The 14610-nt window shown below is 44.9% G+C and carries 16 protein-coding genes; 13 read left to right on the top strand and 3 right to left on the bottom strand.

The features are described from left to right. Positions 1-201 precede the first annotated feature (201 nt). Positions 202-1083, top strand: coding sequence for a flagellar biosynthetic protein FliO (locus H3V12_RS02675; RefSeq protein ID WP_198212622.1), 882 nt, complete (start codon positions 202-204; stop codon positions 1081-1083). 704 nt (positions 1084-1787) lie between these two features. Here the strand turns inward: H3V12_RS02675 and dksA are convergent. Next, positions 1788-2204, bottom strand: coding sequence for an RNA polymerase-binding protein DksA (gene dksA, locus H3V12_RS02670; RefSeq protein ID WP_198212620.1), 417 nt, complete (start codon positions 2202-2204; stop codon positions 1788-1790). A 226-nt stretch (positions 2205-2430) separates the two neighbouring features. Here dksA and H3V12_RS02665 point away from each other — a divergent pair, with 226 nt between their 5' ends. From H3V12_RS02665 to H3V12_RS02650, 4 genes are all read left to right on the top strand, one after another. Beyond that, the gene (locus tag H3V12_RS02665) at positions 2431-2922 is read left to right on the top strand and encodes a histidine phosphatase family protein (RefSeq protein WP_198215814.1); all 492 of its coding nucleotides are present in this window, start codon (positions 2431-2433) and stop codon (positions 2920-2922) included. 101 nt (positions 2923-3023) lie between these two features. After that, complete coding sequence (locus tag H3V12_RS02660; RefSeq protein ID WP_198212610.1) at positions 3024-4460, top strand: YcjX family protein; 1437 nt, start codon at positions 3024-3026, stop codon at positions 4458-4460. Next, the gene (locus tag H3V12_RS02655) at positions 4457-5482 is read left to right on the top strand and encodes a TIGR01620 family protein (RefSeq protein ID WP_198212608.1); all 1026 of its coding nucleotides are present in this window, start codon (positions 4457-4459) and stop codon (positions 5480-5482) included. The genes H3V12_RS02660 and H3V12_RS02655 overlap by 4 nt, the downstream gene beginning before the upstream one ends. 98 nt (positions 5483-5580) lie before the next feature. After that, positions 5581-6114, top strand: coding sequence for a hypothetical protein (locus tag H3V12_RS02650; RefSeq protein ID WP_075917145.1), 534 nt, complete (start codon positions 5581-5583; stop codon positions 6112-6114). 44 nt (positions 6115-6158) lie between these two features. Here H3V12_RS02650 and H3V12_RS02645 read toward each other — a convergent pair whose 3' ends face one another. After that, a complete protein-coding gene (locus tag H3V12_RS02645; protein WP_198212606.1) occupies positions 6159-6695 on the bottom strand; it encodes a flavin reductase in 537 nt (178 codons plus the stop codon). A 207-nt stretch (positions 6696-6902) separates the two neighbouring features. On the opposite strand from H3V12_RS02645, the gene rpe reads away from it, so the two are divergent. The 3 genes from rpe to H3V12_RS02630 all read left to right on the top strand — a co-directional run bounded on the left by rpe (position 6903) and on the right by H3V12_RS02630 (position 9598). Beyond that, positions 6903-7571, top strand: coding sequence for a ribulose-phosphate 3-epimerase (rpe, locus tag H3V12_RS02640; RefSeq protein WP_198212604.1), 669 nt, complete (start codon positions 6903-6905; stop codon positions 7569-7571). Between the two features lie 17 nt (positions 7572-7588). After that, complete coding sequence (gene purB / locus H3V12_RS02635) at positions 7589-8890, top strand: adenylosuccinate lyase (RefSeq protein WP_198212602.1); 1302 nt, start codon at positions 7589-7591, stop codon at positions 8888-8890. A gap of 159 nt (positions 8891-9049) precedes the next feature. Then, entirely contained in the window at positions 9050-9598 is a 549-nt protein-coding gene (locus H3V12_RS02630; protein WP_198212600.1) for an alpha/beta hydrolase, read from the top strand. Between the two features lie 68 nt (positions 9599-9666). On the opposite strand, the gene H3V12_RS02625 is transcribed toward H3V12_RS02630, so the two are convergent. Further along, a complete protein-coding gene (locus H3V12_RS02625; protein ID WP_198212598.1) occupies positions 9667-9987 on the bottom strand; it encodes a DUF1476 domain-containing protein in 321 nt (106 codons plus the stop codon). Between the two features lie 206 nt (positions 9988-10193). On the opposite strand from H3V12_RS02625, the gene purC reads away from it, so the two are divergent. Genes purC through purL form a run of 5 tightly spaced genes read left to right on the top strand, consistent with a single transcriptional unit; the run spans position 10194 to position 14601 of the window. Next, a complete protein-coding gene (gene purC, locus H3V12_RS02620) occupies positions 10194-10958 on the top strand; it encodes a phosphoribosylaminoimidazolesuccinocarboxamide synthase (RefSeq protein WP_075870594.1) in 765 nt (254 codons plus the stop codon). Positions 10959-11016: 58 nt separating this feature from the next. Then, on the top strand, positions 11017-11256 hold the full coding sequence (gene purS, locus H3V12_RS02615) for a phosphoribosylformylglycinamidine synthase subunit PurS (RefSeq protein ID WP_198212596.1): 240 nt from the start codon (positions 11017-11019) through the stop codon (positions 11254-11256). Positions 11257-11274: 18 nt separating this feature from the next. Further along, complete coding sequence (purQ, locus tag H3V12_RS02610) at positions 11275-11943, top strand: phosphoribosylformylglycinamidine synthase subunit PurQ (RefSeq protein WP_075870592.1); 669 nt, start codon at positions 11275-11277, stop codon at positions 11941-11943. Next, positions 11940-12341, top strand: coding sequence for a hypothetical protein (locus tag H3V12_RS02605; RefSeq protein ID WP_075870591.1), 402 nt, complete (start codon positions 11940-11942; stop codon positions 12339-12341). Before purQ ends, H3V12_RS02605 begins: the two co-directional genes overlap by 4 nt. A gap of 52 nt (positions 12342-12393) precedes the next feature. Further along, positions 12394-14601, top strand: a complete 2208-nt coding sequence (gene purL / locus H3V12_RS02600) for a phosphoribosylformylglycinamidine synthase subunit PurL (RefSeq protein WP_198212593.1) — start codon at positions 12394-12396, stop codon at positions 14599-14601. The last annotated feature ends 9 nt before the right edge of the window (positions 14602-14610 follow it).

Here is a 14610-nt window from a genome sequence, read left to right as displayed (position 1 = left end):
TTAGGCTATCCATGACAGCTTTAATAGAAAGAAGTAGAATTTTCATAAACATCTCTTTACTCGACGAATGCAATTCCCGGTCCATATGTTAAAAAACAGTTATCCATTCCATTATGCTGACGTTTTTAATTGTTAAAAACCCAAACATGAAGGTAATAGAATAGTTAAGATTACGCTCTTCCAACAGGAGATAGAGAAAGTATGCATGCTTGGTTAGAAAACCAGATCGGACAATCGGCTGCCAATATCATTACCAGTCTTGTTGTACTCATTATCGTCATTGCGGCAATAGCAATCACGATTTCGCTTTTACGAAAATTCAATAACGGTACATTTGTCGTAGGCGGAAAATCCCGCACTCCACGCTTGTCAGTGCGCGATGCAGCTGCGGTTGACCGCACGCGCCGATTGGTATTGGTGCGTCGTGACAATGTCGAACATCTGTTGATGATTGGTGGTCCCACTGATATAGTCATCGAAACCAATATAAAAATTGGCGAACCAGCTGCTAGAAACGAGGATCCCGCTATTGCAGAAATGAATTCAGTCCGGGGTACCCGCCCGACATCGAGCTATCGCGAACCAACGTTAACGAAACCGTCACGCTCGGCTAACAATAGTTCGATTTCACCCAGCAGACCTATCTCGTCAGACCGGCGCTTTACAACGGATTATTCAACAGTTAAAATCAATCCGTCATCTGGCGAACTTAACGTTGCTCCAGCGCCGGACAACGCTCGCACAACGCCAGAATTCAACAACTATTCCTCTACGGATGTATCTTTAAACCCTAATTTACAATCACCTCTATCGGCTCCAAAAGAACCTTCAATCGGTGATTTTTCCCCTACGAAAGATGACCGAATGTCACTACGTCCTGCTCCAAAGCAGTATATCTCACCCGATATTAGACCGACGTTAAAAGATTCTGCTGTCAGCGCTGAAATAGAAGGTCGACGTGAACCTGCCCTCGACGAGCCTCGAAAAAATACTGACACATCTGTCAATCTTGATGATGACTTCGATCATATGTTCGAAAACGAGCTAAGTAACGCAATAAAAAATGAAAAAATAAAGCCGTAACTTCCCCCCCTAGCCAGTTAACATCGTTTATTGATTGGTTTTAACGTGGTGAATTTAAGACAGCATTTTTCAATGTTTTGGATTACAGATTTAATGTTCCATCTAAAATGGAAGTTAAGCAGAACTTCGCGCTTCACTGGTACATAATAAAATTACAACTTTAACTACAGCGAGAATAAGCCTGATAGAATTTTCAAGCAATTTGAAAAGGTCGACAGAAGATGGATCCAATTAACACAGATGAATGCTGAAGATAAAAGCTCTTGGAAATCCAATGCCCTCCACATTTACTCGTGGTGAGTTTTTTCGTCGATCTTGGTAACGTCAACTACAAATATTTAAACATGAATTCTGTGCACCATACTTTTCAACTGTCCTTTATACAAAGATTTGGTAACGATTATCCGCGTTCGAGACTATTAAATATCACCTTAACCGGGAAAAGCGGGAAATTTTGGAACCAACTTGATCGTGACTAAATGACCTTTAAAGCACCAAGAGCTTAGCATAAAATACTGCCATTCATGGTGGGCGCAATTTTACGCAATTTCATATCATCCAAACTGTAATTTTCGATGATTTTTTGCGGTACAAAATTTTGTTTTCACGCGTGTAGCCGAATTGGATAAGCTTAAGTTTGTCAAAAAAGCCTGTGTCAATTCGCAATTTGACACAGGCTCAAGTGATCCGTTTATAAACTTATTTTATTCGTCTTTATAAACTTTCTCGCGTTTTTCATGGCGCTCCTGCGCCTCGATCGAGAGAGTAGCAATCGGACGCGCATCAAGACGCTTAATGCTTATCGGCTCGCCCGTTTCCTCGCAATAACCATATGTGCCATCATTAAGCCGCTCCAACGCAGCATCAATTTTTGCAATCAGTTTTCTTTGACGGTCGCGGGCACGCAATTCAATGGCTCTATCCGTTTCCGATGATGCGCGATCAGCCAAGTCCGACTGGTTGGCATTCTCTTCCTGTAGATTTTCGAGCGTTTCTCTTGCTTCGCGTAAAATGTCGTTCTTCCAAGCAATTAGTTTCGCCCGAAAATAGACTTTCTGCCTTTCACTCATGAAAGGCTCATCTTCAGTAGGATGATACTCGGCGTTCTGTGTTTCGCTCATAGTCAAAGCCTCCACATGTTGTATGTGCGGCTCTATATATTGTGCAAAAAAATCGAACACAAGACAAAAAATATCTTTTTGACAAATTTTTCTAAACATTAATACTATATCATATTCAATGATAGTATAAATATGAGAAAGATAAAATCTTCTTTACCAGAAATTTCGATTACTGTTTTTTCTTATTTGTCAAATGACGAGTTCACCACAAAATTTGATCGCTCTTATGCGTCACGGCGAGGCTGTAGCTACCGCAAAAACGGTAAAAGATTTCGATCGACTTTTGTCAGAACAAGGCTTACTTGAAGCAAAAGAAATTGGAGAAATACTTATACAGAAAAATTTCCGTCCTTCAACGGTGCTATGTTCTCCGGCATTACGCACGCGACAAACGCTTGGCGCGCTCCATCTCGGTTCAAATATAAAACCCGAATTTGTTAAACTATTATATCATGGCAGTGGCAAAGACTATGTTTCGGTAATTATTTCCGTACTCCCAAAAAGTCTTCCGTTGCTTATCATTGGGCACAACCCATCCATAAGCACCGCCATCAACAAACTTTGTAATTCTACCGAGATCGAATTACCGCGCCCTTTAATTCTAGGCACCGTCAATCTTGCCTTATTAGAATTTTCTTCGATACCCGTTTATCAATCAACCGGCTTTCATGACCAATTATCCGGAAGAGGACACCTCGTCAGCATTCTGAAGCCTTGAACATCGTCATCACCTTGCGGACGTGAATTTTGTACACCATATTCTATGACCGTTAAATTAATCAAAAAAGCTAGTTCTAACCAACTCGGGAAAATCGTTAATTGCCTTCATTAACATCATTAAAAGACGAAGCCGCCATTGCATTCGATACATTGAACGATCGTGCAAGAAGCGTTTTCAACCCGACTCTCAAACTTGGCGTTACGGGGCTTTCGGGTGCAGGAAAAACGGTTTTTATTACGTCGTTGATTGAAAATCTGTTGCATTCCGATCGGTTGCCGGTCTTTGAGGTGGTACGTGAAGGAAGGCTGCTCAGCGCTAAACTGGCAGAACAACCTGACAGTAAAATTGCTCGCTTCGAATTTGAAAAGCATATTGATTGTCTGATCAATAAAAGGAGCTGGCCACAGTCGACACGCTCTCTCTCGCAGCTCAGGTTGAAGTTACAATTTCTCCCGCGTTCGCAAACATTTTCAAGTTTAAAGCAAACAAAACTCAATATCGATATTATCGATTATCCGGGAGAATGGTTACTTGACTTACCACTTCTTGATAAGAGTTACCGCACTTTCAGTGCCCAGTCGATCGAGAGAGCCAATTCTCCGGCTCACAAACAACATGCAAAAGCTTGGCTCGGTGCAATTCAAAGTATCAATTTTTTGAGCGAAGCAAATGAAAAAGACGTTAAAACCTTGTCTGACAGTTTCAAAGATTACCTCAAAACCGCAAAGAATTCGGGGAACATGATTTCGGCTCTTCCTCCAGGGCGTTTTTTAATCCCCGGTCGTTTTGAAGGTGCTCCGGTTTTGGCGTTCTCGCCACTGCCCGATTTAGGTATAACAGAATTTCCTGAAAATTCGATCGCGAAAGTCATGGAGCAGCGATATGAAGCCTATAAAACTTTTGTTATCAAGCCTTTCTTTAGAGAATATATCGCTAGGCTCGATCGTCAGGTCGTTCTTGTAGATTCTCTTGATGCAATCAACGGAGGGAGAGACTCAATTCTGGAGATGCAGAACGCATTGAGCGAAATTCTCGTCTGTTTTCGCGCGGGTCGCAACGGTCTTTTTGGAAGACTGATAAAACACAAGATCGATCGCATTTTGGTAGCGGCGACAAAAGTCGACTATCTTCACCATATTGACCACGAACGTCTTGAAAAAATTACCGAACAAATTGTCGATGAAGCTCTCAATAATGCGAAACTGAATGGTGTCCTGACAGATACATTAGCTGTCGCGTCATTGCGTTCCACAAAAGAGGGTACAAGTGAAAAGCGCGGACAGAGTCTACCCGTTGTCATCGGTACGCCAATCAAAGGTGAAAAAATTGGCGATACGGTTTTTGATGGAAAAACTGAAACCGCCATATTTCCGGGTGATTTGCCTCAATCCTTTTCCGAACTTGTCAGTGAAGATTTGCGCGACCGGCTTCAATTCGTTCGTTTTCTGCCACCAAAACTGGAAATGAATTCACCATTTCCGCAAATCCGTCTTGATCGTGCTATGGAATTTCTGTTTGGAGATTATCTTATATGATTGATCGTAAACCTCAGGCAATCAACGACCTTGATTCAATTGCGGAGGAGCAAAGTGATCCGTTTCTTGAAGAAGCACTGAACGAGCTCAACGACCTTGATTATGAAAAGGTTGATAACCAAAAACCGAAATTCTCAAGTGGCAAAGTATTTCTATCGGCGGTGTTTCTGTTAGTTATTTTAAGTCTCGGACTATGGACGAGTGATCTCATAAATACCCTATTTGAAAAATATGAGCTTGCGGGTTTTATTGCGCTTCTAATTACAATCATCGGGTTGATTGCACTGATTTTCTTTGTCATCGGAGAAGTAAGGGCGATCATGCGTTTGGCATCTGTCGACAAAATACGGCTGAACGCCGAAGAAGCAACGAAAAAGGATGAAATCGCCCTTGCCCGTCATTCGGTTGATGAATTGATCCGTTACACTGCTCATAGTCCATATATCACCCGGGGCCGGAAAACGATGCAGTCACATCGTCAAGATATTATTGATGGCAAAGCGCTTATTCATCTTGCTGAATACGAGCTCCTTAGACCCATTGATATGGAAGCACGAAAGCTCATCCTTAATTCAGCAAAACGAGTGTCGGTTGTCACTGCTGTTAGTCCGCGCGCTATCATTGACCTCGGCTATGTTCTTTACGAAGTGGTCGGCCTCATCCGGCGGCTTTCTACGCTTTACGGAGCACGTCCCGGACGGTTCGGATTGTTTGCGCTCATCAAACGGGTGATCTCCCACTTGGCTGTCACAGGAACTCTTGCTGTCGGTGACGGTCTCGTCGAACAATTTATCGGGCAAGGTCTCGCAACACGCCTTTCCGCAAGACTGGGAGAAGGTGTTGTCAACGGCCTCATGACAACGCGCATCGGAATTGCGACTATGGATGCTTTACGACCGTTTCCTTTCGATGGTGAAAAACGTCCGGGAATTAGTGATTTTACTGGCGACCTCATCGGGTTGAACCGGAATAGAACCAAAGAAAATTTGAAAAAAGCAACTTCGTCAGGCGGAAAAGAATAAAGAATTAACCATTTTTTCCCATAATGGCACGTAATGATTACCTCTCAGGTTCATATCTTTTCCTTTCTGTGTTGAGTAAAAGGCAGAGTAACGCCATTATGAAAAAAATAGTTTCGGCTTTTGTTGGATTGACTATCGCCACGTCGGCTTCTGTAACGGCAAGTCGGGCTGCCGACAGTGATGTCGAATTCTTCCATTCGATCGAAGGAAGCTGGGCTGGCCCGGGAGAGGTTGTGGCCGGAAAATATAAAGGAACGAAATTTACTTGTACTTTTGCCGGCACATCGGAAATTTCCCAAGTCGGGATGACTCTTGATGGCAATTGCCGTGTTGGCGTTTTTTCACAACCTATGAAAGCCACAGTATCAAGAGGTCCTTCGGGCTTTTCCGGTGAGTTCAATGACGGTTCGAAAGGTGACGGGTTGGACGTTGTTTCCGGGAAGGTTGGAGCCGATAGAATGGTATTCGGGCTTAACCGCAAGCAGTTGAACGGCGCAATGATGGCACGCCTTGAAGATAAAAACTCGATGAACATCACTGTCTCTGTCAAAATTCAGGACGATTTAATTCCCGTTGTCGGAATGAAGCTGAAAAGGACAGGCGATGTTCCACGCGATTTTGCTAAAAAGTAAAAAATAAATCGGGTTTAGCGCACTTGTCGTATTTTATGCTTTGGTCACAGCAATGGTAGTGTGCGATAAGCGCGATCAAGATACATAAGTGCGTCAACGCCGGGATTTCTTTTCACCGCGACAACTTCCCCGATGAGCACGTAATGGGTAGCATGGACATGCCAGCCTACCAGTTGGCAATCCAGTGCAACAAGTGCATCGGATAAAACCGGTGAACCGGTTTTCAGCATTTGCCATTTGCCATGCGAAAATCGCTCCGGCTGCGTCAGTCCCCCGCGACCAGCAAAAATATCGGATAAATTTTTATGATGTCCAGCTAAAGTGTTGACACAGAATTTTTCGTTTTCGATAAAAATCCTGTTTTCCTCGTGTTGTCGCATAAGACAGACAAGAACAGTTGGCGGATCATCGGATAGAGAACAACAGGCTGAAATCGTAACTCCACGTTTATTTCTTGCCCCGTCGGTCGTCACAATATGAACTGCACCGGCAAAATGGCTCATGGCATCGCGATATTCCACGGATGACACAGTGACTATCGGTTTGTCTGAGGAGATTAGATGTGTCGAATGTTCAGTCATAATTCAATATTCGAAGAGGCCGGTTCATAATTTTTGAAATTTTCGGTTAAAATTTCCAGTGCATTAGTACGCAAATTTTTCCTAAAATGCTAGCAATCTCGGTTAAAATAACTTTGATAATGAACGGGTTCTTATGTGGATCTGCCGAAAAACGGGTTTTATCTCGGATGAGCTCCGTGGTAGGAAACACCAGCCAAGGAGATTGATATGTCTTTTCAACAAGTAATCGCCCCTTCTATCCTCGCGTCGGACTTTTCACGTCTTGGTCAGGAAATTACCGACGTCGTCGCTGCCGGCGCTGATTGGGTTCATGTCGATGTTATGGACGGTCATTTCGTACCGAACATAACATTTGGTCCCGATGTTGTGAAAGCAATCAGGCCAGTTACAGAAGCAATCTTTGATGTTCACCTGATGATTTCCCCCGTTGATGGCTATCTTGAAAGCTTCGCCAAAGCGGGAGCTGACATCATAACGGTTCATGCAGAATCGACCCCCCACCCCCATAGGTCCTTGCAGGCTATAAAAGCACTGGGCAAGAAAGCCGGCATTTCGCTTAATCCAGGCACACCTGAAAGTGCGATAGAGTATCTTCTGGATCAAATTGATCTCGTCCTTGTAATGACAGTCAATCCGGGTTTCGGCGGCCAGAGTTTTATTCCGGCGATGATTGAAAAAATCAAAAAATTACGAGCCATGATCGGTGAACGCCCCATAACATTGGAAGTTGATGGTGGAATCACCGTCGAAACAATTCAAAGCGCTGCAGGTGCCGGCGCTAACGCGTTTGTTGCCGGATCTGCAATATTTAAGAACGGCAATAAAGAAATTTATAAATCACGTATTGAAGCCTTGCGCAAAGCGGCAAGAAACTGAACAGAAGGAACTCGATCATGATACCGCGTTATTCCCGTCCTGAAATGGTTGACATCTGGTCACCAGAAACAAAATACCGCATATGGTTCGAGATTGAAGCACATGCTTGCAGAGCGCTTGCAAAAATTGGAGTGATTCCGGAGGAAGCTGCGAAAAATATCTGGGAGAAAGGGAGCAAGGCAAAATTCAATGTTTCCAGAATTCAAGAAATCGAAGCCGTCACAAAGCATGATGTCATCGCATTTCTCACTCATCTTGCCGAATTTGTCGGTCCCGATTCCCGCTTCATTCACCAAGGTATGACGTCTTCTGATGTGTTGGATACAACTCTCAATGTCCAGCTGATGAGAGCGTCCGATATTCTTATCAAAGATATGGATCAACTTCTCGCAGCCCTGAAAAAACGCGCCTTCGAATTCAAAGACACTGTCATGATCGGCCGGAGCCACGGTATCCATGCCGAACCAACAACTTTCGGACTCAAGCTAGCGTTTGCATATGCAGAATTTTCGCGCTGTCGCGCCCGTCTTGTTGCTGCCAAGGAAGAAATTTCAACATGTGCAATTTCGGGAGCTGTTGGAACTTTTGCAAATATTGATCCGCGTGTTGAAGCTTATGTAGCTAATCAATTGGGTATGCGTCCGGAACCGATTTCGACGCAGATCATCCCTCGCGACAGACATGCAATGTTTTTTGCAACTCTTGCCGTCATCGCTTCGTCTATCGAACGTTTGTCGATTGAAATTCGCCACTTGCAAAGAACAGAAGTTCTTGAAGCTGAAGAATATTTTTCTCCGGGGCAAAAAGGTTCCTCTGCAATGCCGCATAAACGCAATCCGGTTTTAAGCGAAAACCTTACCGGGCTGTCGCGTATGATACGGTCTTTTTCTATGCCAGCTATGGAAGATGTCGCTTTATGGCACGAGCGCGACATTTCGCATTCGTCGGTTGAACGTTTTATCGGTCCTGATGCAACAATCACTCTTGATTTCGCATTGGCTCGGCTTACTTCGGTAATTGATAAGCTACTCGTCTATCCGGAAAATATGATGAAAAATCTGAACAAGTTCCATGGATTGGTCAACTCGCAACGGGTACTTTTGGCTTTAACGCAAAAAGGTGTCAGTCGCGAAGATGCCTACCGGATCGTACAACGCAATGCGATGCAGGTTTGGGAACATGGCAAGGATTTCCTTCACGAGCTGTTGGCTGATCCGGATGTCCGACGCGTTTTGAGCGAAGAAGAAATCCGTGAAAAATTCGATCTCGGATACCACACAAAATATGTTGATACTATCTTTCATCGTGTATTCGGATAAAACAGTTCTGATAAGTCGATAATCTACATGTTGATCAACATACAAGTTGGTCAACATGTTATATGTTGTTAACGCTTATGTTGCATCGACCTGTTGATCTATCGGGTCACAACTGTCGCTGTCCGGACGATTATAAACTCACAGTCAAGAGGTTTATTGATGAAAGCAAATCAGGTTGATATCCTCATTGTCCCTGGCTATCAGGGGTCGGGCCCCGATCACTGGCAAACGCGGTGGGAACAAAAGCTTTCGACAGCCCATCGGGTGGAACAAGCCGAATGGTCCAAACCTGTTCGGGAAGACTGGACAAGAGAACTCATCAAGGAAGTAGAAGCAGCCGAAAAACCTGTCGTTATTGTTGCCCATTCACTCGGCGTACCAACATTTATTCTTTCAGTGCCGTTTCTCGGTAAAAAGGTGCGTGGTGCGTTCCTCGTTGCACCGCCAGACGTATCAAACCCCGATATTCGTCCTAAGCATCTCATGACATTTGGCCCCTACCCGCGTAACCGTCTGCCGTTTCCGTCGATTGTTATTGCCAGTCGTAATGATGAATATTGCGAGTTTTGCGTTGCCGAAAAGATTGCGGAAGATTGGGGTTCGCTATTTATTGATGCCGGTGAAGCCGGCCACATCAATAAAGCTTCCGGCTATGGTCCATGGCCAGAAGGACTTATGGTGTTTTCGCATTTTCTGGCAAAGCTTTAAGTTAACAAAAAACCGCCTCGGATAAAGTGACAGGGCGGTTGGACTGCAAGAATTTCAATATAGATTTTTTAGCTGTTTTTGACGCGTTCGATAGCTTCTCTGAGAAGTTGAGCCATTTTGTTACGCAACTTGCTTTCGTCAATTTCAACATTGGATGCATGAAAGTCGTGGACGATTTTTTGAACAACAGCTTCTTCATTACCACGCTGGAATGATGCGTTCACGACTTCTTTGGCATATTCATCAGCGGCTTCGCCGGTTTTTCCCAGACGGTCGGCGGCCCAAAGGCCGATCATACGATTGGAAAGGGCATTAGCTTTGAAACGAAGTTCCTCATCGATCATATACTTCTGTTCGAAAGCGTCCGCACGCTCTTTCATCCCGTCCATGAGAATCTCTCCTAATTTTTGCCATGATCCGGCTTACGCGCATGTTCTTGCAACATTTAATTCATGTTAGCAATAGTATACGTGAAATTAACTTGTATCAAAATTGGAAATTTTGGTGTCTATCACGTGGAAATGATTGTGGAATCCCACGAATTGCGTTAGGGAAACATCAAGCTAATTTATCAGCTTTAATTAAGGAAAAAGCCATGAACCGTCGTCACCGCATTTATGAAGGTAAAGCCAAGATTTTGTATGAAGGGCCGGAACCGGGGACATATATCCAGTTTTTCAAGGATGATGCTACCGCTTTTAATGCAAAAAAGCATGAAGTCATCGACGGTAAAGGCGTTTTGAATAATCGTATATCCGAGTATATATTTACGCAGCTTGCACGCATCGGAATTCCAACCCATTTTATCAAACGCGTTAACATGCGCGAGCAGCTCATCAAAGCTGTGGATATGGTGCCTCTGGAAGTCGTTGTGCGCAATGTTGCTGCCGGCTCGATATCAAAACGTCTTGGCATTGAGGAAGGAACTCCCCTTCCCCAGTCAATCATCGAGTTCTATTATAAAAAAGACAAGCTCGATGACCCCATGGTATCCGAAGAGCATATTACAGCGTTTGGCTGGGCTACCCCTGCCGAGCTCGAAGACATCATGCAATTGTCAATACGAATTAACGACTTCCTGACCGGTCTTTTTGTCGGCGTTGGTATTGAACTCATCGACTTCAAAATGGAGTTTGGCCGTTTATGGGAAGGCGATGTCATGCATATCGTATTGGCAGACGAAATTTCTCCGGACTCGTCAAGACTTTGGGATATAAACACCAAAGAAAAAATGGATAAAGATAGATTTCGCCGTGATATGGGCGGCTTGATTGAAGCCTATCAGGAGGTTGCAAAACGTCTTGGAATCATGAATGAGAATGAGCAATCGCGGCCGAACGGTCCCGTTCTTGTAAAATAATTCTTCAGGCGGCTTTAAAGCCGCCTTACCTTTTTGGCAAAAAATGCAGGAATAAATCATGAAAGCGCGTGTAACCGTCACTCTCAAGGCTGGCGTTCTTGATCCTCAGGGTAAAGCAATTGTCGGCGCATTGGACAGCCTCGATTTCAAAGGTGTCCGATCTGTCAGACAAGGAAAGGTCTTCGATATTGTATTGGATGGCCTTACTAAAGACGAGGCAAAAAAACAGCTCAAAGAAATGTGCGAACAATTGCTCGCCAACACAGTTATAGAAAATTACCAGATTGAACTTTTATAAACGGAAACGGATGGCGTGATGAAAACTGCAGTAATCCAGTTACCGGGGCTAAATCGTGACCGTGACATGGTTGACGCTCTGCGTCTGATAACCGGCGTGGAACCACTTAAAATCTGGCAGACAGAAACGACTATACCGAACGTCGATCTCATCGTGATCCCCGGCGGTTTTTCTTACGGTGATTATTTGCGTTGTGGAGCAATCGCAGCAAGAATGCCGGTTATGAAAGCCGTATGTGAACAAGCCGAACGGGGAACAAAGATCATAGGCGTCTGCAACGGTTTCCAGATTCTGGTGGAGGCCGGACTACTTCCCGGTGTATTGATGAGGAATGCTTCGTTGCGGTTTGCCTGCCGCGAAATAAAGTTGCAAATTGTCAACGAAAAGACGGTATTCTCAAGGGCTTACGATAAAAACGAGATCATTCGTTGTCCGGTTGCCCATCAGGATGGCAACTATTATGCCGACAAAAATACGATAGACCGGCTGGAAGGTAATGGACAGGTCGTCTTCCGTTACGCCGAAGGCACAAACCCGAACGGATCGATTGATGACATTGCGGGCATCGTCAATGAAAAGGGTAACATCCTCGGCATGATGCCCCACCCCGAAGACCTAGTAGAGCCCGCTCATGGCGGCACAGATGGTAAAAGACTTTTTGCCGGTGCATTAGGAATTACAGCATGAAAATTCGAAAGATAACGACGTGTTCGGTTTTATTACTAAGCCTGGGGCTTTATGCCTGCACTCAAAAAACCGGTCCCGGAAATATTGAACTTGCAAGCGGTGAGCCTGCACTCAAAACGATGGAACGTGTCGCGTTGGCAGCTAATCGTTGCTGGTTCAAATCCGACAAAGCAGAATTCAAACGCTATGGTTTCGAACCTGAACTCCAGTCTTATTCCGGTCGGCCGCGCATGCTCATTGTTCCGAAGAGTACACCGGGTGGCAAGCCGATACTTGTGGTTGAAGCCGAAGGCAATCCCGCAAAAGTTTCAGTTTACGGTCCACTCATGGCAACGCCTCACGGCAACGCAATTGGTGAGGACATTGATCGTTGGGTTAAAGGCGACAACCAGTGCTGACAGTAACCCACTTGTTTATATTGAATTCGAAGTTGTTTGATGGAGCCAACCAATGAGCGTGAAAAACGACATTGCCATTACGCCGGCAATTATTGCTGCCCACGGTTTAAAACCCGATGAATACGCACGCATTCTAGAGCTCGTTGGTCGTGAGCCGACATTTACCGAGCTCGGGATTTTTTCGGCGATGTGGAACGAACATTGCTCTTATAAATCGTCCAAGAAATGGCTCCGCACACTCCCTACCAAAGGAGATTGCGTTATTCAGGGGCCTGGCGAAAATGCGGGCATTGTTGATATCGGCGATGGTGAATGTGTAGTTTTCAAGATGGAAAGCCATAATCACCCCTCTTATATCGAACCCTATCAGGGAGCAGCCACAGGTGTTGGTGGTATTTTGAGAGACGTATTCACGATGGGCGCCCGACCTGTCGCGGCAATGAATGCATTGCGTTTTGGAGCTCCCGACCACCCACGCACAAGACATCTCGTTTCCGGCGTTGTGTCCGGTGTGGGTGGTTATGGGAATGCGTTCGGTGTTCCGACGGTAGCCGGTGAAGTCAATTTCGACAAAAGCTATAATGGCAATATTCTGGTCAATGCATTTGCTGCCGGAATTGCTAAGACCAATGCACTTTTTTATTCGAAAGCGGAAGGTGTTGGCCTTCCTGTTGTATATCTCGGTGCAAAAACCGGTCGTGATGGCGTTGGTGGAGCCACTATGGCTTCTGCCGAATTTGATGACACAATCGGTGAAAAACGCCCGACTGTTCAAGTTGGTGACCCGTTTACCGAAAAATGTCTGTTGGAAGCGTGTCTTGAACTTATGGCTTCCGGCGCAGTTATAGCGATCCAGGATATGGGAGCTGCCGGTCTTACCTGCTCTGCCGTTGAAATGGGCGCAAAAGGCGATCTCGGTATCGAACTTGATCTTGATCGTGTTCCCGTTCGAGAAACCAACATGTCAGCTTATGAAATGATGCTTTCGGAAAGCCAGGAACGTATGCTGATGATTTTGAAGCCGGACCTTGAGAAAGAGGCTGCCGCGATCTTCAAAAAATGGGGTCTCGATTTTGCAATTGTTGGGAAAACGACCGACGATCTAAGGTTTCGTGTCCTTCAACATGGCAAAGAGGTTGCCAATCTACCTATCAAGAAGTTGGGCGACGAAGCACCCGAATATGACCGCCCATGGGTCAAGCCGCAAGAAGCTTCACCCGTCAAGTTGGAAAATATCAAAGAGGTTAATCTTCAAGATGCATTGCTGAAACTTGTCGGCTCGGCCGATCAAAGCTCGCGGCGCTGGGTTTACGAACAATATGACACTCTTATTCAGGGGAATAGTCTTGTGCGTCCCGGTGGTGATGCAGGTGTTATCCGTGTGGAAGGAAATCCGCATAAAGCGCTTGCATTCTCTTCCGATGTGACACCGAGATATTGTCAAGCGGATCCCTTTGAAGGTGGTAAACAGGCTGTAGCAGAATGTTGGCGCAACCTTTGTGCAACAGGTGCAAAGCCGCTTGCCTGTAGTGATAATCTGAACTTCGGCAATCCTGAAAAGCCGGAAATTATGGGCCAGCTTGTCTATGCCATCAAAGGTATTAGCGAAGCGTGCAAAGCTCTCGACTTTCCGATCGTATCGGGAAATGTTTCGCTTTATAATGAAACCAACGGCGAAGGAATTCTGCCTACACCAACGATGGCCGGTGTTGGTCTTATCAATGACTGGCAGAATATGGCAAGAATCGATGGTATGAAAGACAATGATACCATCCTTATCGTTGGCGGTTGCGGTTCCCATCTAGGACAATCGATATATTTACGCGATATTCTCGACATGGAACAAGGTACGCCTCCTCATGTCGACCTTAAAAAAGAAAAGACCAATGGTAATTTCATAAGAAATCTGATAGAAAACAAGGACGTTGATGCTTGCCATGATCTTTCTGATGGTGGTTTGGCAATTGCACTGGCAGAGATGGTTATCAAATCCCGCCGTGGTGTGAAGATTGCATTGACTGGAAAGACGCCGGCTCATGCTGAACTCTTTGGTGAAGATCAGGCACGCTACCTTATTGCTGTTAACTGTAAAAAACTTGAAAAAGTTAAGGAACAGGCGAAAAAAACAGGCGTCGAACTTGACCAATTAGGAACTGTCACTGGTGATAATCTTGTTGTTGAAGGGCAGATAAAACTGTCTGTCAACCAACTTGAAAATGCCTATGAGAGCTGGTTTCCCGATTTCATGGAAAATAAGTAACAAAACTTC

Origin of the sequence: Bartonella sp. W8167 (assembly GCF_016100335.1) — a bacterium.
In the GTDB taxonomy this organism is placed as follows: domain Bacteria; phylum Pseudomonadota; class Alphaproteobacteria; order Rhizobiales; family Rhizobiaceae; genus Bartonella; species Bartonella apis.
The sequence above is the reverse complement of the archived record's forward strand: the minus strand, read 5'-3'. Positions and strand labels throughout refer to the sequence as shown.